Source organism: Microcoleus sp. D3_18_C4 (assembly GCF_036702355.1).
GTDB lineage: Bacteria > Cyanobacteriota > Cyanobacteriia > Cyanobacteriales > Microcoleaceae > Microcoleus.
Genome location: NZ_JAUBTF010000076.1, coordinates 1 through 21831, shown reverse-complemented (window position 1 = coordinate 21831; position 21831 = coordinate 1). Strand labels below are relative to the sequence as shown.

The window sequence follows — 21831 nt, the reverse complement described above, 5'->3', positions numbered from 1 at the left end:
GATGCCTAATACACCGTTGCCTCAAGATAATGCCCGACTTCTAAAAGCTAGAGAGTCGAATAATAATAAGAAATCTTCTGAAGTTCGCGACCAGGAATATTGACTAGAGTCCGAAGTCACGGCGATGATGAACGCAGCCAGGGCGGGTAGATGGGGGCATCGTGAAATGGCATCCTATGGACACGAAAAACAAGGACTTTGTGGCGTATGTCGGCTCAATGCCTAATTAATTCGTCCGATCGTCTAGCCCCAACAAGAAACTGATATCAGGCTAGCTTCACCTTGCCAGCCAGCCGTAGCCCAATATTTTCTCTGCTTGCAGTCATCATTATCCCACTCTCAACTGCGTTACTCCATTTGTCTGGAGTATTTCTCAACGCGGTAGCGAGCAGGATCAAGCCGAGCGCATTCAGAACCATTACACTGCTAGCCGCGCCACAATACGCAGGACGCTTTGGGGTTTCAATGTGAGCGCTAAGCGGTTGAAAATCCTGTAGCTCTTGCTCTGGCGAGCGTAGCTGTGGTTTTTATCAGAAAAACCATTGACAGAGTGTAATGTACCTGCCATCATTGCTGGCTGTCCCCTTTGTCAGATTTCCTTGCTTCTCGACACCGGCAAGTAAATAGATTCCTAGCTCCTAGTTGTAGAGCCAATAATTTAGTCCTCACATATAAACCTATATTCTTCCCTATTGAGAGAATGCTCATCTAAAAACCTCTTCATTTTCTGCTTGGCCTCTGCAATATTTTGAGAGCAAATCGCTACAGAAGCATAAGGTTCTTCATATTTTTCATCTGAGGGAATTCCTTTGTCTAGAAGAATTACAAAGAAATCCGGATCTGACGATAAATCTTTAAGCTTTGCTACATCTAGAATATGCTTATGTAATGAGGCGTAGCATAGAAAACCGTTGTAGTACAGGCGGGGTAAGCTGTTTTGATTAACAAACGGTTTAATCCTACAAGCAATTAGATAGGAATACAGGATTAGGTTGACATCCCGTAAATTAAATTGCCATTTAGATATATAAAAACCACCCATTCTCGCATTAATTTCTAAAATTTTTACTCCCAGTGATGTGTAAATCACGTCTACACAAAAAACACCATCTTTTAAGCCAATATTGTGGCAACCTTTCCAGGCTGCATGAATCATATTTTCTTGTTTTTCTCTGTCCACCAAACTCGGCATTATTTCCGCCATTTCCTTACAGAGAGTAGGCATCGTTGGGCTTTTATCAGTTACATAACCAGCTACTAATTCACCATCAAACATAATGAGATCAACATGATGCTCAGAGCCTTGCAGGTAAGGCGTGACAAATATTTGATACTTAAAACTTAACCCAGCACCATACTGTGTGGCGGTTTGAATATAGCTTTTATAGTCTTCAAACCTAGCTAATAATTCTTCTTTTGTTTGAATTACCTCTACACCAAAGGAACCACATCCCGTATCTAATTTAATTACTAAAGGATAGTATTTTTGTGGAATATTCGGGACATCAGCTACATTATTTAAAACTCGAAAATCTACGCCATTGGAGAATTCCCGACAGTCAAAAATTAGTTTATTGAATTCATCAGCTAGAATTTTTTTATGCGTCAATAATTTGCTTTTAGCGATGCTTGCGCTTTGATAATCGTTGGCTGGTTTCCCTAAAAAGCTGGCGACTAAAGAGGACAAAGGTACATTATCTTCCCAAAACGTAACTACTCCGTCCACAGCGATGCAATGATTGCGGACGACTTCCACAATTGCTAGGGCATTTTCAATATCTTTGGTATGGTCGTCAATATCAATATTGAAAAACTGGCTGCTGTAACTGGCAGAGAAATGTTGAGGATTGCTATCAACTAAAATAATATTAATACCTACTTGATTAGCAAATTCAAAAATATTCAGCTTTGAGTACCCTCCACCTCCAATCATCAATATATTCTTGCCTTTTAGCATATATTGATAGCAGCGGTATAACATCGTTTCCACCCATTTATCTAGGATGTCAGTCCTGTTGGGAGAATGTTGCACTTCGTAGAGCTGCAAGGTGCTAATGCAATCGTGATCGTTGACTTCAATTAGAAACGGTTCTAATTGACCTTTGTGATTTTTCAAAACAACATCTAAACCAATAAAATCTGTTTGTTTGTTTTGGGGTACATGGGTTAAATATTGCGTTTCGTAGTCAATAATAGGCTCTAGTACCGCTTCACCTAATCGGTTAATTTTATCAACAAGCTGATTCTTCTCCTCGTTCGTCAACTGAAGCAAGTTACACACATAGTTAATTGAGAAACTTTCAGAAGTATCTCCATTGATGGGTTGGTCAACATAACCTAGATTGCAGATAATCCCAGAAGTTTCTACAACATTATTGGGGCGACGGGTTACAAATACCCTCAGCCTTGCACCCAGGTTACAATTATCAGTAATACTTGAATCGATAAATTTCTCCACAAGCAGACAATCATTGTCCTGGAGTGAATCCATACATTTCTTAAAGTTTTCAACAGCCCTATCCAGATTATCTTTTGATTCAATAGTGCATAGTCGGCTTCCCATCCACCTTGTTCCAGAAGGCTTAATCACAAATTTAGAAGCAGGAAATGCCGTCAAATATTTTCGGATTTCATCACTAGAAAGATTTCTGGATAGGGAAATCAATTGAACTTGTGGAGTGATGGGATGATGGTTATATTTATCCAAAAAAAAGCCAAAAGCCATCGTTTGGGGTACATTGACATTTCTTGCAGCAGCAAGTAAGCGAGTATGCAGTTTGTCATTGGTATATTCTTCCAGTTCTATACCACTTGACATCGGACAGTCCGCCAGTCCCTCATAGAATTGAAATTTTTGAGCCTTCTCTTGGTGGACTGGTTCATAAAAACTGAAACCCGCTTCGGTACAAAAGTTACATAAAAAAGTTATCCTCTGAGGAGTTTTGAATTTGGTGTGAAAACATTGACCAAATTCGTTCATGGTAATCCCTTCAAGGAGGTATAATACAGATTTATTCCCTTCTTGCAGAACTTTTACCCAAGTCGGTTCAGTTACTATAAAAGCACTTTCAGGTAAAATTCTACTTGCAGCCAGGAGTAATGTAAGCCTTTCGTCCGCTAAAGTAAAGAAAACAAGACAGGGTTTGCTTTCATCTGATTCTAGTTCCGCCGGAGCTTCCTTAATCGACTTCAGCTTATAAGCTTGGAGAACTGAGTTGAGTGTCTCAAACATATTTGACTATACTTTTATGAAGTGGCTGTTAGCTAATCAAACCGAGGAATTCTTGGGAATTTTAAAAAGCTTGTTAAAACTCCCTAGATTATTCCAGATTCCAGAGTTGCTAATTCTATTGTTTCGGACTGCCGATGCTATGCTCAAAGCAGTTCTTCAAATCAAAGCTGGCGCTTTCACTATCACTCTTAACTGTAAGGGGTTGCGAAGGGTCGAATAAAAGTTTGTTCTCGCAAGGGGTTAAGGTTTGGTGGAAAAATTCTTTACAGCGATTTTGCTCATCTGCAACAATAACCCGCGCTGTATGCCCTGTGCGTAAAACATCAGTGCGATCGCACCACTCGTAGGAGAATATAATCAGGATGTCTCCAGGCTGGCACATAAGCGCTCCCCCGCCATTGGGACAGACGCAACCCGTTCCTGCCTCTCCTGGCAGAGCATAGGTTGACCAACGGTTGCCGTTGCTGATGTTGACTATCTCCACTTCTTCGAGAGGCAGTATTCCGACTTTCTCCAACAACTCTTGGTCAATGGTGATACTGCCCACATAATCGCGCTTGGCATCGGTCACACGTACTCGATGAAGTTTAGCGTGCATCAGTCTGATTGTAGCCATATTACTCCTTTTTCTTGCTGGTCAGTTACATTACTGAGCCACGGCAAACGCATAATAAATTTTAGCCAACGAAAGAATTATGGTTCTAGCCATCAGATCCTCTAAATTAGCCCTGAATATTATCAATAGGTATCGATATTGTGCTAACTATTGAGAAACGTTGGGAATATGCGTTTGCCCTGACTACTGGGCTGGTTTTATTGACAGGGTTTGTTTGGTTTCTTCTCCTCTTTTTTTTCTTCTCGCTCCTCTTTTCACCTTTCCCTTAATATGCTTAGTGGTGCAGAAAACTATTTTTGTTAAGAAGAAAATGACATAACTTTAGAAAATTCAATCCGCCGCTCTAACTTCGCTAGTTTTTTGAGAGAAGCACAAGCGGGAGGAATTTTCACCCAAGGAATGGGCGTGAGAAGTGGAATTAAACGAGCTTGATGACCTAAACTTTTCATAGCTCTGATACCAAGCTGTAAAAGGCTTAAACCTCTTTCACCATGCCAATCTATCTTACTTCTGGAGCTTGTTTCTATCACTCTCAATCCCAATCTAATTGCTAATATTTCAGCAATTTCTATCATCATTAATAAATTACTCAAAGCTTGAGCGTTCCTAATTTTCGACCGTAAGATATCAAACGTGCCAGACTTATAATCTTTAAATCGAGGTTCAATTCCGCCAAATCTTTTGCCATATAGTTGGAATGTTTGTAGTGATAAGGGTGTATTTGTCAGTACGGCCCAAGGTTCTTTCACTCCACGACAGTTAGCCGTTCCTAAATTGCACTCTACATCACCAAGCACTTTAATGCCTGAAAATAAATACACTTGGTCTTTAGGTGGAAATAGTTCCTTCAAAGATTGTGTCTTGCCATTAGCCAAGGTGATTTGGAGATTAGATTTGACTCTAATGCCCCAGTTCCACTGCTGTGCTGTGAGCCACCGCATCAGCTCTCCATGTTCAAACCCTCTGTCAGCCAGTAAAGTTGGCTTTGAGTCTGTTGGTAGTCGAGATTTAGCTGCTTCTAACACGGGTAGATATTGCTCGAAACTAATTGTAGAACTACCATGTTTAATCACAGTTTGAGCAAGAGTGATAGAGCGACCGCCCCACGCCACACATACTTCAATCAGGCAATAAGTGTCCCAAAACATACTGGTATCTATGACTAGAATTAGTTCTTGCCCTGTCCATTCTTTGAGAAATTGTTTAATCAATGGCACATACAACACTTTATCGCTAATTGCTGCATTATTCATGAAGTAGCTAAGTCGCTCCATATGGCTACGGGCTTGGCAGTCCCGATGGCTTAGGTAAGGAATCCAGTGGGAAGCGCAAGCACTTTCCGATTCTAATATTGCTGCTACAATCTCTGCACAGTTCTTCAGATGGCGAAAATCTTTGGGGACAATCCATTGACCAAGTTGTCCGAGTAGTTGACGATAGAGTTGGGGTGTAGCCATTATTTTACGTGGATTTGTTTTTCGCTAAAACAATCGAACCACGGCGCAAGCCCCTTTTCTCCATTAACTATGATTCTCTAGGCTCCTTAAGCATCTCAGGAGTTTTCTGCACCACTAAGCTTAATATGTTATTTCCTCCGCTATTTGTTTCTTTATACATGCCTCTAGTATTTCTGACGGTTTACTACTTTGTTTTGCTGGATAACATATGAATGTTCCTGGGTTTATTCCTTTTTCGTCACTTTTCGGTTCTATTGGCCATAGAGTCACATTTTCTGTAGCCCATGTCCCGCTATCATCCCACACATTTTCGTTGCCTACCTGTGCGTCTTCACATAAATCCGCCCTTACACACATCAATCCTTCTGTTTCTTGCTCTGTTGGTTGTTCATAATTTCCTTTATTCAATCTCATCAGCGCTCCCATTGCCAAATATCCCTTCGGTGGTATTATTTGCCATGCTGAATAGCTTTTTTTATTCCGTGAGCCTTTATCACTCCATCTTAATATATAGTCTTCTGGTTTTTTAAAGAAATTTCCTTCCCTTAGTGCTTTTACTATAATTGTTCTTTTTGGGTTGAATTTATGACTTGTTCCATATTGTCCTAACCAATACCACCCTTCATCTATTAGTTGCTTCGATGGGCGATATACATACAAATTTCGTTTTGCTCCACTCCAGTCATCATTTCCTTGTTCCTCCATGTTTTCTCCATCTATGTATGCAACTTGAATCCACGGAAATGCTATTTTCTTATTCCCCAATGTTTGACAAAGCTGCTTAAATCGGTCATTACCAGTATCATGTATTATACTTCTCCCATAAACCTGTAGTTGAGATAGCACATTTTGTTCGGTTGCATCCAGATCTATTGGCTTATCTAACTGCACTTGCATCCGGTAATAGTTTTCTTTGAGTATTTTTTGCATTATTTCGTCAACATTTTTTGATACTCCTTTCATCATAATTTCTAGCAAGGCTCCGTTTTTTAGCCAACCAGTTGCTCCATCATTGCTTGGGTTATATTCATTAGTAGCTTCTCCTGTTCCGAGTGACACCAGGATAATCTGCTTTTGCGGATTCATTTCTTTAGCTTTGTAGTAGAGGTTTAATGCTGGATTATTGATGAACACTCCTCCGTCAATAAATTTACTGGCTTGTCCACTTTTGTTAAATTCTGCGACTGGAAAAAAGCTTGGTGCTGCTGATGTAGCTCTTGCTGCTTGCCATACTAGCCAGTCTTCTGATTCCTTTGTGAAATAGTGTGGTTTATCATTTTTAATGTCGTAACTACAAACTGTTACGTCACAAGACGTTGGCAATTCCGATATTTTTAGGTTTTGACCAAATGCTTCTTTTAGAAATTCTTCTATTCCTTCTTTGCCATATTGCGATTCAAAAAAACCTGCTCCTTTTTCATCGTGATTCAAATAACTGAAAATTTTCCTAGTTGTGTCGGAAAAATTTTCTCTTTTTTTAAAAATTTTGCTTGCTTTTTCCAAGTAAAATTCCAATACTTCACCTGCGGTGTATATCTTTTTTGTCTTTGGATTTATTGAGTTTAATGCTAAACAAATGATACCTCCAGTAGAAGTTCCACCCAATACATGAAATAACTCATGTATTCGATATCCAGTTGTTTCTTCTATATACCTTAGTAGCATTAATGGAATGATGCCACGAATGCCACCCCCATCGATTGATAATACCCGAATAGTTTCCATACTCTTCCTCCTAGCATTGATCTTTGAAAGTTCTATTTTATGTCTTCGTTATTAAGACGTATCTAAAGAGATATTTCTGAATTTTTAAATTTAAAATCTGTTTCCCTTATCTCGATGTCCTCTACTGAGAAGTTTCACATCTAAGAAACTTTCCCTCATCATCCCCGACAGACTCTTAGCAAAGAATTGAAAACAAGGAAAACAATCCCAAGGAGGAGAACGAGACGATCGCACAAGCACCCATTCTCCCCCAACTTTCCCCACAAAAAGCTGTTGTGTGGTTGCCTCCACAGCGCCGCCAGACAGGAATTCCTCTAACTTCCCATCAGAACTCGTCGCACCCATCACCGACTCAGAATGCTGCACGTCAGGTGCTACCTCCTGCACCTCCCCAACAGTCTGCACCTCCTCCAGTAACGTCACCGTCTCCTCTGCTATCGCTTCAACTGGCGCATTTCCCTGGGACATTTCCCCAATTGCCGACTCCGTTGCTGTCGGTGGAACAAATTTATCCCTATCCGTCGCCTCCTCCCCAATAAAATATCCCCTCAACTCCTCTCGCAGAATAGCCCGCGTCTGGGATATGCGCTTGCAGACATTCTGGTAGGAAATCTCTTGCTGTTGGGCAATCTCTGGATAAGACAGTTCTTGATAAAAATGCAGGATAAACGTCTCGCGCAACCGAGGAGGTAAATTGTCAATCGCACGACGAATCACCATCCTTTTTTCGCCAGTCTCCAAAGCAATTTCTGGCGTATCCTCACTCCGTAGCAGTCCTTGCTCCTCATTAGATGCGTAACCTTCTATATCCTCAACTCGATTCGCTCCCCGACTGCGTTCACGATAAATGTCCACGCACAGATTGCGAGTCAGCGTCGTCAGCCATGCCTTAAAATTAGTAATTTCCCCCGCCGCGTACTTTTGCACCTTTTCCCAAGCCTTGAGCATCGCCCGACTCAAGGCATCTTCAGCATCAGTCGGGTTCCCCCCCATCCACTTAATGCAGCAACGGTGAAGATAATCTTGATACTGCTGCCATTGCTGCCAAAACCCTTTCCCTAAATCTTCAGAGCAACCCTGCAGGTATGATGCACTAACTGTTTGAGAATCTGACATAAATCAATAACTGGTAGTGAACCCAATTGAGGGCAAATAAGACTTAAACTTTAGAAGGTTTTATCCATACAAGCTCACGCTGCTGATTTGCTCACCAAAGGCGACTTGGTAGAATGCCGATCAAAAGCCTCAGCGATCATTTCTGACATCAGTTGTGCAAACGGGATGCCAGCAAGGTGCAGGATAGTACCAACTGATGTTGCACTTGGATTAGAGAAATCAAACAGAGGTATAGAAGAAATACCACAGTTAGGATTCACCTCCAGAACAAAGATTTCTTGAGAGGCTTTATCCATGCGTATATCTACTCGTGCATATCCATTACCGCCAACTGCACCGTAAGCGTGCTTGCTTAATTCGCAAAGCCTATCCTGCAAATCAGAAGCAACTAATTGATAGCGGTAAAACGGTTCTCCCAATGACAAAGAAGATTCTTCTTTTCCCCAAGCTCTTTCGTAAGCCAAAAATCGTTCAGTGTCAGGCAAGTTGGAGTGAAACACCCGTTCCACAGGTGGATAGATTTTGATGCTCTCTGGCTGCTGGGTAGAACCTAACAGGAAGACGGTAAATTCACGACCATTGATGAACCGTTCCACAAAAATGCTGTCCAGTGGGAATTGCATATCATGCTGTCCTTGGAGCAGCCATTGGACTTGTTTACTCACCTGTTCATCGCTTTCGACAACCGACTGTAAAGAAAGCCCTCGGCTTCCCATAGACATCGCTGGTTTTACAATTAGAGGAGTGCCAAGACGTTCGCAAACTCCCTGAACGTGGCTAGGATCTGCAATGACTTCGTAGGGAGCCGTAGCTACATTCGCCTCAACAAAAGCACGCTTCATTCTGAGTTTAGATGAGCAGAGATAATCAAAGGTAGAATATGCACCCGTAAAGAGAATGCCTTTTGCTTCCAGTAGTTTGATGACGCAAGTGCCAGGATAGTTAGGATCTTCATCCCCAGCACAAAAGTTTAACACTAATGGAATGTACTCTTTACTAGAAGTCGCCACCTCCTCTATAACTGTGTGCATATTCTCTAAGGTAATCGGCTGCCACTTCCACTTTAAACCGAGTTCTGCAAAGACATCTGCTAGTTCCTGATGAGTGGCAGGATTGTCATATTCTTCGCTGCTCAACTCTTGTCCTTTAATGCAGTAGGGAATAAACGCCCAAACAAACAACTTACTGCTAGGCACAGGTAATCTTTGTAACATTGAGATTTTCTCTATTAATTGGTTGCCAAACTGTGGCATAGATTCCTCCTAGTTGAATTAAATCTGTAGGTTAACCAGTAACAACGAGGCACCCTTTATCCATCACGAACATGACATCTGCACGCAACGCATGAGCCATTTTGTGGGTAATGACAATCACTGTGCATTTCTTGGCAATGCGCTCTAAAGTTGTCATAATTTCCACTTCTGTTGCGGGGTCTAGCGCTGATGTGGCTTCATCCAGAATCAGAATGGCTGGATTTCTCACCAACGCCCTAGCGAGAGCAATTCTTTGCCTTTGTCCCCCTGATAGCTGTCCCCCCCTGTCGCCAACAGGAGTGTCATAACCTTGAGGTAAACTCAAAATAAAATTATGAATTTCTGCGGCTTTCGCTGCGGCTTCTACCTCTTCATCACTCGCTTCCAGATAGCCCATGCGGATGTTTTCCCGCACTGAGCCATTAAACAAAATCACCTCTTGAGAAACCAGTCCAATTTGAGAACGCAGTGAGCGTATAGTGCAGTCGCGCAAATCAACTCCATCCAACAGAATGCGTCCCTTATCCGGGTCATAAAATCGTGTCAGCAAATTGACAATCGTACTTTTACCCGCGCCACTCTGACCGACAAATACCGCAAAGTCTCCTTGGCGAATCTTCAGCGATAAATTTTTCACCCCGCCTCTATCTTTGGAGTAGCTAAAGCTAACATTATCAAAATAAATATCACTCTGAAAATGGGTCAAATCAATCGCACCCGGTGCTTCCTGAACTTCAGGGATTTCCGCCAAAATATCATTGATACGTTGCAGTCCTGTCACTCCATCGATTAAATAAGGTAGCCCCCAGGTAAAGTTGAGGATAGTTGAATGCAAACCGAGTAGTAGAACCTGATAGGAGACGAGTGTCCCTACTGAAATCCAATTCCTGTAGGTCATCACCGCGCTAAGACTCAAAATAACCAACTGCACTAAGACAAAAGCGAGACTGGGAATTCTTTGCACTAAGCTAGACAGAAATTTCGCCCGGACATAAACCCGCTTCAAGTCATTCAACTGGGCAGAAAAATCTTTTGAGACTCGTTTTTCTAAACCGAATATCTTGACAACGGGTTGGGAGAGCAGATTCTCTTCAATTACGCTGGCGATGTGTCCTTCCTTTTGCCGCAGATGATAGCCTTCTTTGGTGGCACGACGGGCAACATTTGCTGGTGCAATTGCACAGAAAGTCAAACCGATGCAACTTAGAACAGCTAACTGCCAGTTAAGGGAAAATAGGAAAACTACCGAAAAAAGGATGTTACTCAGGCAAAAAATAACAACTGGCAGACCAAGGATGAGACTATTTTCTACCTTCTCTGCATCCGCCTGGAAACAGTTAATTATATCCCCGGCTGAACGTCGCCCAAAAAACTCCATTGAAAGGCTTTGGATGCGCTCAAATAGAGAACAGCGGATATTGTTGAGTAACAGAATCCCCAATTTAGCTGATAAAAAATCGCCCAGCAAGCCAACAACGATAAATACAATCGCTCCGCCTCCCAAGAGCAATAAAATCCAAACCAGAAGACTATAATTTTGAGGAACAATGGCTGCATCAATAATAAACTTGAAGCTGATCCTCATTGCTGATTCAAATGCGGCCTCAAAAATCTGACTGCTACAAAGGAAGATAGCTAGCCATCTATAAGGAGCAATATATTTATAAATTACCCTCACAAAATTCAAAAAACGCATTGGGCTTTGACATAAATGGGTAATATTTGTCCGTATTATAGCGAGCCTAAATCATTTGTCTAAATAGATAGGATAGGGGTAGTGCCAAGAGTACCTATCTCGGAGCGATCTGGACAACCAAACGGGGGATTGTTCCTAGAAAAAATCACACAATTTATTTAGACGCGCTATATTGCTTTTGTGTGGGTCGAACCCTCACTTTCACTTGGAAGACAGCTAACTGCACCCATTGTCCTCCCAAATCTTTCGGCACCTTTCAAAAAGTTGGCTCGGTACGAAATTTCTTGCCGGACGCTGCTATTGCACCCATACGTCCGCTCTTGAATGCCTTGGCAGCAGTAATACCCGGATTTTTCGAGCTACTACCCTCTGTAGATTCAATTTAATCTTTTTGCAAGCCTTACTCCTCAGTTTGTTTATCTGTCATCTATCTCTAGACATACTTAGCTTAATTCTTTGGAGAGATGCCTGTCAAGGGAAATCTATAAAACTTGTGTAAAGGAAACGTCATGGAAGGTAAAAATTCAACATTTCCTGGTTTGGACGTGAGTAACGTAGAAAAAGGTTGAGAAGAAAGGCCCCAATTTACATTCACTTCGAGAGCAAATAGTTCTTGAGATAATTGGTACATTTTTATATCCCTCCGCCCATAGGGGATTTACTGATATAAAAAAGATGGACGCACTATTCTGTAAATTACGAGCTAAACAATAGCCGTAATTTCACGCTCGACGTGTGATCGCGGCCACTGTGAATAGGTCAGTAATTAAGTAGAAGCCCCTTTTCTAGCGTTAAACCCTGATTATAACTGTATCGTTCAAGAGCTATGAAAGTCTATTAATTGCTTCCACCGCTTTTGAGACGCATCTTATCTCTATAATACAGCGGATTCCAGGTTTATCAAGTACAGTAGCAGCAGCTTGTAAACCAGTTTTTAAAATGCTTAATATTAACCAAATCAAGCGCAGTAGCTAGTAAAATGTCAACCATCTTCGTAGTAGTGGGCGAAAACTTACGTAAAAAAGCTTTGAGTTGTGACCACCATAATTCTATAGGATTAAAGTCAGGAGAATAGGGTGATAAATTCAGGATACTGGCACCAGCCGCTTGAATTAATGGTTCAATCACCGACAACTTATGGGCTGGTAGATTATCCATAACAACGACGGCACCTTTCCATAAGTTTGGCACTAAACACTGTTCTACAAAAACTGCAAATGCCTGACTATCCATCGACCCATTCAACGTCATTAATCCTACTACTTTTTTTAAACTGATTGCTCCAATAACTGTGACTTTTGCACCCCAATAAAATGGTTTTAAGTCGTAGACTCTACTACCATATCTTGAACGTGCATGGGTTCGTGTCAACCCCAATAAAACGCCCATTTCATCCAAAAAAACCAGGTTATTCTGGTCGATATTTTTCACTTTCTCCCAATACTCACACCTCAAAAGTTGCACGGCTTGTCGGTGACAGACTGACTACTCCGTATTGTCTTTTTTTTCGCGTCAGATTTTGTTTGATTAATGCACGACACATCATACTAGGACTGACAGATTGTTTGTAGTTATCTAGCCAATATTCACAATATTCTGATAAGGTGCTATCCGGATATTTTTCTACCATCTGCGTCAATTTAGTTGTGGACGAGTGTAACACACTTTTAAGGCTTCCACCCTGTTTTTTTGGTTGAACGTGACCAGTCGTTTGTTTTTGTTTTAAGATTTTTTGCACAAACGCTTTACTCACATCAAAACGCTGGGCTACTTTCCTTACTGAGGTATCACCTTGTTCATAGGCTTTCACTATTTTTTTACGAAACTCGATCGAATAAGCTTTCATTTTTTCTGCTGATTTACTGAATCCAGCGTACCACATATACATGGAATCTGCTGTATTTCCTCTCCCCTGCCTTTGTAAGTCGGAAAAGTCGGATCGTAAAGTCGGAAAAGTCGGATTTTGCATAATCTATCGAGCTCAGCTTAGGTTAATATCGACAAAAAAATAGTTGCACGCTCATATCACAACTTGTCTCTTAGTATCCTGATTTCTTTAATTTCCTAACTTTTCTTTTGGCTAGCGGGAATTAAACAAATTTTCACAGTTAATAGGGTTAAAACCTTTGCTAGACAAGGAAAATACGTCAAAGGAGGTAAAATCACCTAAAACCCCTACCTATCTATCAAAGATTTAAGGACTTTCGATATAAAAGCCATACTGCACAAGGCTTCCAATCATTTTTACCGTTTTTTATCTAAGTCCCGTTAGGTACTACTTTTTTACAAAAGCGATTAAGGTGAAAAACCAAAATTTTCCGGTTCCCACAAGCTCGATGCTGTGCGGCCGAACATGAGGAGATCCTGGATTTGCTCCTCGGTCAGGCTTTCATCGAACAGCCAAACTTTGGTGGTGGGTGCAAGTTTTCCCAACAACTCTATAGCTTCAGCTTTGAGCTTCGTTCCCTTTACTGTACGACTGAGGAACATCACTGCTTGGGGCGGGCCAAGCCTCACCTCCATAGCTTGTTTAATAATTTTCACCGCAGCGCTGGCTGATTGTACGTCGATACCACTTGAATGAATTCCAGTCCAACAACACCCAATTTGTAAACTCCAATTCCTTCTCCCGAGCGGCGTTACAGCGTCATCGCCACAAAATTAAAGACTTGATGGCAGGCAAAAACACGCCCCTAATTAACGAATTACTGAGGCAACGCTATAAAAACATTCAAAACATAGAGTCAAGCATTTCGGTAACGTCCTGTTGGTCGCGCCCCCGGTTGTCGTCATATATCATGAGCGTGTTTAAATTCCTGTGCCTGCTGAGTTTCTGAACTTTCCGCACATCCCCGTCTGTTGCGTCCAGTGCCGCTGTGATAGCGCTGTGCCTGATGCGGTGAGGCGACATCTGTTTTTTAATACCAGCTTTTTCGCTGTGGCGGACAACCATCTTGCAGATACCGTCGCCACTAAGTCTGTGCCCGCTGTGAGCGGAGTCAAGTGCTATAAAAAGCGGGCTATCGGGCGAGCAACTTCCCCTTTCCTGCAACCAATCGGCGATCGCCTGCACCGTCGCAGAACCCAAATCGATCGTCTCAGCTTGCGTACCGCGTCCCTTACCAAGAATTCGCAAACTCTTACCGGCAGGATCAAAGTCACAAACACTCAACTGGCTGATTTCGTTGCGACGCAAAGCATTACCCCACAGCAAGCGCAACAAAGCATAATCACGCTTCCCAGCTTTCGTTGCCAGATCGCACGTTCCCAAAATCCGCTCAAAAGTCTTGGTATCAACCCCGGTTGTATCTCGGTAGCCGACAATTTTCTCCCCCTTGATATCCTCCAAACTGTAATGGCACGCGCCGAGCTTGCGACCCATTTCCACCAACGACTTGACAGCCGCCAGCCGCCGATTAACAGTCGCTTCCTTGAGTCCCTTGTCGATCAGCTTAGCTTTGTACTTCAACACCACCGACACCGCTTGACGTTCCTCAAGATGCAAAAACTCCAAAACGTTATCAGGCACGGCGGGCGTCCCCGTCATAGTTACTAAAAAGTCATTGACATCGCGTTCATAGGCGCGGCGGGTATTTTCGGAGCGCTTCTCGGCGAGTAATTGTTTGAGCACGTCAGGATCGGTATCTAGAGTATCGAAATATCTCTCAATTTTGGCATCGAGAGAAGCTTCCAGGCGGGCAATCGACAGTTCTGCTTTCATGATTTTTTGCTATTGATAAGCACAGTTTACGATGGCAGGGAGGTAAAGGTTGCGTCTCAGTCCGGGGGCTGTGGTGTTTAAACGGCTAGGAGTTTTAGTTTCCCAAGTTTTGCCTGCATCTGTCGCTTGATTTTCGGCCTCTTTGACTCGCGCCGGAATCGTTTCGTCGGCTTTCGGATTGAGTCGCGGTGCCAGAACCGCCGCATGGAATTGAAAATAACCGCTCTCGACGAGAGAATCCGTCGCCAGCCAAGCTTCACCACCGGCGGAGTTACGAAGCCACCGATCGCCAGACGCTCGCTCACCAGTAATTTCTAGTTCGCCCGGACGCACGTTGCAGACTGGCACATCAGAAGTGATGCGCTTTACCGAGACTAGCGACAGCATTAGTTTCAAGGCGGAGATCGGCTTAGTAGTTGGTGCGGTAGCGTCGGTGTGGCGATCGGTTCTGGGGCGGTGGTTTTGTTTGTACTAGATGAATACTAGCATTATGTCTAGTAAATTTTGAGTAATAAAGCTAGTTTTTGTGTCTAGTATTGATCGTGAGTCAATGCTAGTATTTATGTCTAGCTTATGTACTAGATACCGCTAGCGAACCCTCCCATCGCTGGGGGCGGGCAACTGTTAGCTAGCGTCCCGGAGATCGGACTCTGTGACGATTGCCTTTAACCTCGCTGCGATTGCTGCTCGCGTCCCTTTTGTGTCGGTTCCCGGAGCCGATGCCAGCTTGCGGATTGATTGGATCGAAAGTTTATTAAGCCGTCCCTCGATGTCCGGCGTTGTTGGCGCGATCGGCCGGCGCCGTAAGCACTCTCCGTAGTTGGTGCGGTAGCATCGGTGTGGCGATCGGTTCTGGGGCGGTCGGAGTTTTTTCGGGCAGTGGTTTTGGTTGTACTAGATAAATACTAGCACTATGCCTAGTAGACATTTAGTAATTAAGCTAGTTTTTGTGTCTAGTATTAATCGTGAGTTTATGCTAGTATTTGTGTCTAGCTTATGTACTAAATACCGCTAGCGATGGGAGGGTTCGCTAGCGGTCGGGCAACTGTTGCTGATAGTCTTGGAGCTCGCTGAGCTTGGCTTGTAGCGCTGCGATTTTGGCATTCGTGGCGTCGATTTTTGAGGCGATTTGAGCGAACTTGTTGGCTAACAGAGTCATTGTTCTTCGTCCTTTGGTTGTGTGTGCTGGTTGTGAAGCGTATGTAGCGAGAGGTTTGTGTCGTTTCCGTTTCGCTATAACAAATACTAGCATAATGTCTAGTATTTGTTATAGCATAGACACTAGACACAAAGCTAGATGAAGATGCTAGATAAATGCTCAATCTGTACTAGCAGAATGTCTAGTACAGATTGAGCATTTAATATCTAGTATTTGTTATAGCATACACACTAGACAAAAGCTCGATTAAGGCACTAGACACAAAGCTAGAGGCGCTAATTTTAAGCTAGCGTGATACTAGACAATTAAATAGCATTAGACTAGACTGTGGCTAGTTTATTACTAGACAAGACTATGACGAGCAAAACTAATAAGCCCGAAACTTCTACGACTAAACGGCTCCAGCTCAATTTGAGACTGGACGGACGGGAAGACTTGCTAGAAGCTATCAAGGCCACCGCCGAAACCAACGGCTTAAGCGTCAATTCTTGGGTTGTGGGGTTGCTGGAGTCAGCGACGGGGATGAAACCTGCTAGTGCAGCGCAGACAGGTGGGGATTTAGAATCAACCATCGCCCCCCTACTAGACAAGTTGCTAGCAGAGAAGTTAGCCAGCTTTGAGGAACGGCTGGGAAAATTGAGTGCCGCTCGCGAGGGCAACGATGAATCGCTCAGGCTTGAATTGCAGGCTGATGTAGGTTGGGTAGAGCAAGAATTGAACGAGGTTCGCGGTAATTGCAGGGTACTCGAAGCCGAACGCGACAAAGCCTGCGCCGATCGCCAGCAAGTCGAGGCCCAACTCTCCAGCCTGCAAGCGCAACTTGCAACATTGGCAGCCGATCGGGAAGAACTCGCCCAACTCAAGAAAGAAGCCAAGGAAGCTGCGGCAGAAGTCCACCGGGAAGGACGATCGATCGAGCTTGAGAAAGTGAGCGGGCAGCAGCAGCTTAGTGATGCCAGAGCCGAGCTAGCTGATGCAAAAGCAACCATTCTCAAGCAGTCTGACAAGATTCGGGAACTAGAGCGGGGATACAATTTCAAGCCCAACCCCGCAGAGTCCGCCTTGAGGTTAGAGGTAAGCAACTTGCAAGCTGAGCTAGAAGCCTACAAACAGCAGCAGCCAGCGGCTGATTTTGACATACCAGAGCCGGCTGAGTTGCTAAATCAGGTAAAAGGATTGCTGGGGAAGAAGTGCGGCTCAACTTTGAGAGATATGCAGGTAGTGGTAGAAATTCTTGGAGGCAATAATGAATAAGCAGCTTGAGCATTTTATAGACCAACAGAAAGCTCTACTTGCTGAGTGTTTACGGGGTAGTGGCCGACTAGATGAAGATTCGCCCGATATCCCTGGAATAAGCGATGCCGACAGTTTGTGCGAACAGTTCTATGACTCGATCGGGCAACCGGTAAACCTCTTGCTCTACCCGCGCCCCAAAGACGGCATCGACTGGGAAGTGCTGGCAAAGGAGCTCAAGGCTTTTGGGAACGAGATTATAGATAAGTGGCACGAGCGCAAGAAAGCCCAAGATAAGCGCGAAGCCTACGAGATGGGGAGGGAGTGATGATGATGAACCAACTTGAACAGAAAACCTTTAAGGAGCTCAAAACGATCGCCCACCAGCTCAACGCCAAACCGACGGGGAGCCTGAAACAGCGCCAGACTTGGGAAGCGGCGATTATCAACCAAGCTCAAAAAATGGAGCTATCGATCGACGCGGTGACAAACCCCATCCTCCGCACCTATTGCCTCGGTGGCCGGGATGGGTGCAGCACTCTCGACGATCGAAGCGGCTCTCGAATTGGTTGAGAGGCACTGCTACCCTAATCTTTTTAAGTCCAGTTCGATCGACTTAATCGAAAACAGTCCCGCGACTCAATTGGCGGCGAAAGTGCTACCGGGGATATTAGGCCCAACAAAAAAACCCGGCACAAGGTCGGGGCGTTTAATGAAGGGTAATTAGTAATTGGTAATTGGCAACGGGTGTTTGCCCCCAATTAACCACAGTGTAGCGGCTTAGGAGTTTGGGCGATCGGTACAATAGGTTTGTCGTTTCAGCAGCGGCGACACATTCCAAAAAAGAAGCCCCCGGAGATTCCCGGAGGCTTCTTTTTTAATCGAGCTAGTGTTCGTTTGTTGTTGTCAAATCACCGATAACACAGTCCGGCTCGGTTCATCTGTGACAAGGTAGCGCTCGGTTGTGTTGTCGATGTTCAGCGAGTGATGTGAGCGTGCTGCCATCTGATCGTCGGTTAGTTTCTGAATCTGCTGTGGTGGCTGCCAGCGAGGCCCCCAGTTCTGCCGAAGTTTGGGAAGGGCGATCGGACTGGGGAAGAGTTCGGCGGCACTAACCCAAACCCCAATACCCGATTCCTGATTGGCGTAGTAAGCATCAAATTGATCCCGCGATACCTTTGCCAGTTTGCCTTGTTTAGATTGCTGCCACAGTCGATCGACAGCTAGCGATTCACGCTTCACAACCTTGACTATTCCTAGTATTTCAGCAACTGGCATCGTGGCATAAATTACAATACTATCGCCCGGTTTTAGAGAGGTTCCAAAGCTACCTTTTCTGAGTTCGATCGTCTTTGGGTTATGGCTGAGGAAAAAGGCAGAAGCCCACACCGGACGGACTGAAATTAGGTAAGTGTTAGGCGAGTTAGTTTCTATCTTCATTGTTCAAATCGTCCTCTAAAATGATGTTGCCCCGTCGCACGAATTCAGCAAAGATTGCATCATAGATTGGGTCAAGGATGAAGTCTGGGATGACCCGCAATAACTTACTGAGCATTGTTGTCGTTCTCTCCTTTGATTAATTTCTCAAGCATCTCTCTTGCATCACTATAGAGATGATGATTGCGTCCCCCAGGCTTCAGTCCCCAGAGTAAAAAAATTGTTCTTTCCTTGCCTAAGTTTTGAGCAATTATTAATTTTGCTAATTGCAATCGCTGGTCATGTTTTTTGAGCGGAAAGTCGTCTGAAAACACGGGTGAGAGGGTTTCCGCCAACACTTTCCCTAGGAAGCTTCCCAAGTTTCCAGAGGCGCTAACTGCCTTTCCATAAGGGTTTCCAGCTTCCTCTGTCCCTGACTGACTGTCTGGCTGTTGGAAGCTTCCCAAGTTTTCAGTATCAGCAGCCGGAACACTCCAAACATCATCAACAGTCGCTTTATTCACCTCAATTTTCGGCATTAGACCCAATACGGGGTTGCCAATAGTCGAGAGGATAACTGGTGTTTGTTCAGCCATTGAAGTAGGGATTAAGAGCTTCAAATCTGCTGCCAATCTGTCCCTGGATTCCTTGCTGGCGATGACTCTTTGATTGTTCAACAACTGTTCGATTACTCCGTAAGAACCTTGCTCCTCATCATTTCTCGTAGTTCTCACCAAACCTTGAGCTATGAGCGCCAAATTGAGACGGATATTCGAGTCGGCAACCCCGCTGGAGGCAAGGTTAAAAGTTTGGGTGCAGATAAAATACCCCACATTGTATTGACCGCCAACAGTCGCGATACTTCCCAACTTGGAAGCCTTGTCTTCCCACAGTTGTGCATTCCTTTTTTGGACTAGGCACTGGTGAGTAGCAAACCAATCTTCGAGGATTAATTTAATTGGGCGATTGCGGTAAGTTTCCTCGGTTGCGGGCTGCGACTTCCTGACCAATAACTTCTCGTAAACGTCATCCAAAAACTTCATTGACTCTTCGGGAAACAGCGGGTCAAATATGGCAATTTGATGTCTCGGAACGCCGGGAAAATCTTCATATTTCTGGGCGATTACATAAATCTCTGCCTCTGGAAAGCGCGTCTTTGTGTCTCTTAACCACTTATGTAGAGTGCGGGTTTTTCCAGTGCGAGTAGGGCCTGCTAGAAAGATTGAGGTATTTATGCCCGCTAACGAATTCAGGACTTTGGCTGCTATTTGTCGAGCTGTCTGAAGGTTGGGATTTGCTTCAATTGCAGGCGCTGTTGAAGCCTCTACTTTGTCACCAGGGTGACTAATGCTGTCGAGTGTTTGTGTTCCCGTCAGCAAAAATGGAGTCTTTTGGTTCCGCAGAAACTCAAGATATTCTCGCTTTTTATCCTCTGGTAAACCAGCAGTTTCTGCCTCGAAAACTGCTTCCTCAGCTTCCATTTGAGCGATACGGATGTCAGCTTCACCCAAAACTTCGCACTGCTTGAGAACCACGGCACAGTCGTTTGCGATAGCTTCCACATCGCCCTCGGCCTGTACTTCTTTAATCCTTATTGCCCGGTAATCTTCCAGCAGTTCAGCACGAGCATTCAGTTGACCTTTTGCCAAGTCCCGCTTCTCTACCAGAATTTCATAGTTTGCGAGTTGGCGTTCGGAGTTTTGCAGGCTTCTGAACCCGACACCTGCCACCCAAAAACTGCAACCAGCAAGCGCCATCCATAGTGCTTTATGTGGGTTGGTTGCGAGGATTTTCTTGTGAACAACTACTAGAGGATTTGCTTTCCACTTCTCCGCATAATACTCGGTCATTATGTAGGGTTTGCCTGCCTTGTCAACGCATTGCAAGGCTTGTTTGTTGCGGATGCAAAGCTGCACTCTGTTGCTTGCAGTTCCCGTTAGCGCGGTTATTCCGCTAGCCACCCCAATCAGAAGCGCTAGACCGACTGCCGACAATTTAGCAGCAACCGGGAGTCTTTCAAAAGTCAGCAGCAGTGCGCGGTTTGACTTAAGTAATTGAGCGTGTTTTTCGGTTAATGGTGTCATTACTTGCTCCCTCCTTTGGCTTTGAACATTAGGCAGAAAACGATAACCACAAGCGCAATTGAAGGCAAGTAATCAAAGCTGTTAGAAGCAGGTTTTTTAACCGTCTGAATTTCTTTGATGCCTATCTCCAAGCGTGGTTCTGCGTCCCCTACTTGCTGCCCTTCAGATAACGGTTCGGCAAGGCTGGCAATCATGCCAAGCGTCACGCCACCGCCAACAATTGCAGTAGCCAAGCGGTGCTTAGATTGCCCGGTAATCTTGGCTAATAGATAAACCTGATAAACCCCTATTGGCACTATCGAACCGCCTACGACTTGCATCAGATGGAATGCAAAAACCACTGCTGAACCGATAGCTACGGGTGCGACGACTTCACACAGATTGGCAGCGTCCCGATACTGGCGCTCGGCGTTAGTTTCCTCCGGCTGCGGTTGGTCAATTGTTGGTGCTGCTGTAACTTGATATTGCTGTTGTTGTTGGTGCTGTTGTTGGTGCTGTCCCCCCACAAAAGAGAGGGGACTTGCCCCGATAAAACCTTCGTGCATAGTCCCCTCACTTTTAACGGTTGTTGAAATTCATTACGTTCGCAAACCAGCCCCCAAACCCTCTAGCTGTACCAGTTGCCGACACGCTGGCGCTGTTGTTGCTGGCAGATCCAATAGTCACTGGCACTTTCTCCTGAATCCCTTTATCCGAGCCGACTGTTGCGCGACTGAGCAGCTTCTGTCGGCGTTCTCGGAGCGATTCTTGGATGGTTTGACGTTTCTCTGCGACCTGACCCCGATTTACGATGGCTTCCATCTTGTTTTCATGTCGCCAAAGCTCGGCCTGTAAATCCCCTGTGAGCTCGGAAGCAATTTCGGCTAAGCCGTGCTGACGCTTGGTTTCAATCTTCAGCATTGCTGCACGGTCTTTGGCATCTAATTGCTCCATCTCCGAGCCGAATTCCGCATTGAGCTTGCGGATTTTAGCGATGGCATTCCCGACTTTGGAGCCGAATTTCTTCCGAATTTCCGTCCAAGTAACTTGTCCATCAGCGATTTTTCCCAGCGCCTCCAGATAGGTCGTAGCGTTGTCCAAAAACGGTTCCAGAACTAGAGCGAGTTGTTCGGCGTTGGAAGCT

At 44.4% G+C, this 21831-nt stretch carries 21 protein-coding genes and 1 pseudogene; 4 read left to right on the top strand and 18 right to left on the bottom strand.

The genetic code is table 11. The features are described from left to right. Nucleotides 1-266: 266 nt before the first annotated feature. The 13 genes and pseudogenes from QUA90_RS30585 to QUA90_RS26405 all read right to left on the bottom strand — a co-directional run. Nucleotides 267-494: pseudogene (locus QUA90_RS30585) on the bottom strand (phytochelatin synthase family protein); the annotation flags it as partial. A 164-nt stretch (nt 495-658) separates the two neighbouring features. Next, nucleotides 659-3232, bottom strand: coding sequence for an ATP-grasp domain-containing protein (locus QUA90_RS26460; protein ID WP_333448348.1), 2574 nt, complete (start codon nt 3230-3232; stop codon nt 659-661). A gap of 115 nt (nt 3233-3347) precedes the next feature. Beyond that, nucleotides 3348-3848: an aspartate 1-decarboxylase gene (gene panD, locus QUA90_RS26455; protein WP_333448347.1), complete on the bottom strand. Its 501-nt coding sequence runs from the start codon at nt 3846-3848 to the stop codon at nt 3348-3350. A gap of 299 nt (nt 3849-4147) precedes the next feature. Continuing rightward, nucleotides 4148-5305 (bottom strand): transposase, encoded by a 1158-nt coding sequence (locus QUA90_RS26450; protein ID WP_333448346.1) that lies wholly within the window; start codon nt 5303-5305, stop codon nt 4148-4150. A 120-nt stretch (nt 5306-5425) separates the two neighbouring features. Then, nucleotides 5426-7030 carry a patatin-like phospholipase family protein gene (locus QUA90_RS26445; RefSeq protein ID WP_333448345.1) on the bottom strand — a complete coding sequence of 535 codons (1605 nt, stop codon included), beginning with the start codon at nt 7028-7030 and terminating at the stop codon, nt 5426-5428. Nucleotides 7031-7120: 90 nt separating this feature from the next. Next, on the bottom strand, nt 7121-8146 hold the full coding sequence (locus QUA90_RS26440; protein ID WP_333448344.1) for a sigma-70 family RNA polymerase sigma factor: 1026 nt from the start codon (nt 8144-8146) through the stop codon (nt 7121-7123). Nucleotides 8147-8220: 74 nt separating this feature from the next. Further along, the gene (locus QUA90_RS26435; RefSeq protein WP_333448343.1) at nt 8221-9360 is read right to left on the bottom strand and encodes an ATP-grasp domain-containing protein; all 1140 of its coding nucleotides are present in this window, start codon (nt 9358-9360) and stop codon (nt 8221-8223) included. 70 nt (nt 9361-9430) lie between these two features. Beyond that, the gene (locus QUA90_RS26430; RefSeq protein WP_333448342.1) at nt 9431-11095 is read right to left on the bottom strand and encodes an ABC transporter ATP-binding protein; all 1665 of its coding nucleotides are present in this window, start codon (nt 11093-11095) and stop codon (nt 9431-9433) included. A gap of 900 nt (nt 11096-11995) precedes the next feature. After that, nucleotides 11996-12526: a transposase gene (locus QUA90_RS26425; RefSeq protein WP_333448341.1), complete on the bottom strand. Its 531-nt coding sequence runs from the start codon at nt 12524-12526 to the stop codon at nt 11996-11998. A gap of 13 nt (nt 12527-12539) precedes the next feature. Then, nucleotides 12540-13064 (bottom strand): transposase, encoded by a 525-nt coding sequence (locus QUA90_RS26420; protein WP_333448340.1) that lies wholly within the window; start codon nt 13062-13064, stop codon nt 12540-12542. Nucleotides 13065-13390: 326 nt separating this feature from the next. Then, on the bottom strand, nt 13391-13639 hold the full coding sequence (locus QUA90_RS26415) for a hypothetical protein (protein ID WP_333448339.1): 249 nt from the start codon (nt 13637-13639) through the stop codon (nt 13391-13393). A 187-nt stretch (nt 13640-13826) separates the two neighbouring features. Then, nucleotides 13827-14816: a tyrosine-type recombinase/integrase gene (locus tag QUA90_RS26410; RefSeq protein ID WP_333448338.1), complete on the bottom strand. Its 990-nt coding sequence runs from the start codon at nt 14814-14816 to the stop codon at nt 13827-13829. Nucleotides 14817-14825: 9 nt separating this feature from the next. Then, complete coding sequence (locus tag QUA90_RS26405) at nt 14826-15203, bottom strand: hypothetical protein (protein ID WP_333448337.1); 378 nt, start codon at nt 15201-15203, stop codon at nt 14826-14828. Nucleotides 15204-15468: 265 nt separating this feature from the next. Between QUA90_RS26405 and QUA90_RS26400 the strand changes: the two genes are divergently transcribed. Beyond that, on the top strand, nt 15469-15636 hold the full coding sequence (locus QUA90_RS26400; RefSeq protein WP_333448336.1) for a hypothetical protein: 168 nt from the start codon (nt 15469-15471) through the stop codon (nt 15634-15636). Between the two features lie 210 nt (nt 15637-15846). Here QUA90_RS26400 and QUA90_RS26395 read toward each other — a convergent pair whose 3' ends face one another. Then, entirely contained in the window at nt 15847-15975 is a 129-nt protein-coding gene (locus QUA90_RS26395) for a hypothetical protein (protein ID WP_333448335.1), read from the bottom strand. Between the two features lie 354 nt (nt 15976-16329). Here QUA90_RS26395 and QUA90_RS26390 point away from each other — a divergent pair, with 354 nt between their 5' ends. The 3 genes from QUA90_RS26390 to QUA90_RS26380 are packed head-to-tail and all read left to right on the top strand — an operon-like array spanning nt 16330 to nt 17781. Further along, nucleotides 16330-17229: a hypothetical protein gene (locus tag QUA90_RS26390; RefSeq protein WP_333448334.1), complete on the top strand. Its 900-nt coding sequence runs from the start codon at nt 16330-16332 to the stop codon at nt 17227-17229. Next, complete coding sequence (locus QUA90_RS26385; RefSeq protein ID WP_333448333.1) at nt 17222-17536, top strand: hypothetical protein; 315 nt, start codon at nt 17222-17224, stop codon at nt 17534-17536. Before QUA90_RS26390 ends, QUA90_RS26385 begins: the two co-directional genes overlap by 8 nt. 2 nt (nt 17537-17538) lie before the next feature. Beyond that, nucleotides 17539-17781, top strand: a complete 243-nt coding sequence (locus QUA90_RS26380) for a hypothetical protein (RefSeq protein ID WP_333448332.1) — start codon at nt 17539-17541, stop codon at nt 17779-17781. A 333-nt stretch (nt 17782-18114) separates the two neighbouring features. On the opposite strand, the gene QUA90_RS26375 is transcribed toward QUA90_RS26380, so the two are convergent. The 4 genes from QUA90_RS26375 to QUA90_RS26360 all read right to left on the bottom strand — a co-directional run. Continuing rightward, nucleotides 18115-18648: a hypothetical protein gene (locus tag QUA90_RS26375; RefSeq protein WP_333448331.1), complete on the bottom strand. Its 534-nt coding sequence runs from the start codon at nt 18646-18648 to the stop codon at nt 18115-18117. A 104-nt stretch (nt 18649-18752) separates the two neighbouring features. Beyond that, nucleotides 18753-20708 (bottom strand): hypothetical protein, encoded by a 1956-nt coding sequence (locus QUA90_RS26370; RefSeq protein ID WP_333448330.1) that lies wholly within the window; start codon nt 20706-20708, stop codon nt 18753-18755. Next, nucleotides 20708-21253 carry a hypothetical protein gene (locus QUA90_RS26365; RefSeq protein ID WP_333448329.1) on the bottom strand — a complete coding sequence of 182 codons (546 nt, stop codon included), beginning with the start codon at nt 21251-21253 and terminating at the stop codon, nt 20708-20710. The genes QUA90_RS26370 and QUA90_RS26365 overlap by 1 nt, the downstream gene beginning before the upstream one ends. 13 nt (nt 21254-21266) lie before the next feature. Next, nucleotides 21267-21831, bottom strand: a 565-nt coding sequence (locus tag QUA90_RS26360) for a hypothetical protein (RefSeq protein WP_333448328.1), incomplete at its 5' end; no start/stop codon positions are given.

Coding starts and splice junctions, on each gene's coding strand:
- QUA90_RS26370 (WP_333448330.1), bottom strand. CDS start 20,708: ATGACACCATTAACCGAAAAACACGCTCAATTACTTAAGTCAAACCGC.
- QUA90_RS26405 (WP_333448337.1), bottom strand. CDS start 15,203: ATGCTGTCGCTAGTCTCGGTAAAGCGCATCACTTCTGATGTGCCAGTC.
- QUA90_RS26440 (WP_333448344.1), bottom strand. CDS start 8,146: ATGTCAGATTCTCAAACAGTTAGTGCATCATACCTGCAGGGTTGCTCT.
- QUA90_RS26365 (WP_333448329.1), bottom strand. CDS start 21,253: ATGCACGAAGGTTTTATCGGGGCAAGTCCCCTCTCTTTTGTGGGGGGA.
- QUA90_RS26450 (WP_333448346.1), bottom strand. CDS start 5,305: ATGGCTACACCCCAACTCTATCGTCAACTACTCGGACAACTTGGTCAA.
- QUA90_RS26435 (WP_333448343.1), bottom strand. CDS start 9,360: ATGTTACAAAGATTACCTGTGCCTAGCAGTAAGTTGTTTGTTTGGGCG.
- QUA90_RS26420 (WP_333448340.1), bottom strand. CDS start 13,064: ATGCAAAATCCGACTTTTCCGACTTTACGATCCGACTTTTCCGACTTA.
- QUA90_RS26460 (WP_333448348.1), bottom strand. CDS start 3,232: ATGTTTGAGACACTCAACTCAGTTCTCCAAGCTTATAAGCTGAAGTCG.
- QUA90_RS26390 (WP_333448334.1), top strand. CDS start 16,330: ATGACGAGCAAAACTAATAAGCCCGAAACTTCTACGACTAAACGGCTC.
- panD (WP_333448347.1), bottom strand. CDS start 3,848: ATGGCTACAATCAGACTGATGCACGCTAAACTTCATCGAGTACGTGTG.
- QUA90_RS26375 (WP_333448331.1), bottom strand. CDS start 18,648: ATGAAGATAGAAACTAACTCGCCTAACACTTACCTAATTTCAGTCCGT.
- QUA90_RS26395 (WP_333448335.1), bottom strand. CDS start 15,975: ATGACTCTGTTAGCCAACAAGTTCGCTCAAATCGCCTCAAAAATCGAC.
- QUA90_RS26445 (WP_333448345.1), bottom strand. CDS start 7,030: ATGGAAACTATTCGGGTATTATCAATCGATGGGGGTGGCATTCGTGGC.
- QUA90_RS26430 (WP_333448342.1), bottom strand. CDS start 11,095: ATGCGTTTTTTGAATTTTGTGAGGGTAATTTATAAATATATTGCTCCT.
- QUA90_RS26380 (WP_333448332.1), top strand. CDS start 17,539: ATGATGAACCAACTTGAACAGAAAACCTTTAAGGAGCTCAAAACGATC.
- QUA90_RS26385 (WP_333448333.1), top strand. CDS start 17,222: ATGAATAAGCAGCTTGAGCATTTTATAGACCAACAGAAAGCTCTACTT.
- QUA90_RS26410 (WP_333448338.1), bottom strand. CDS start 14,816: ATGAAAGCAGAACTGTCGATTGCCCGCCTGGAAGCTTCTCTCGATGCC.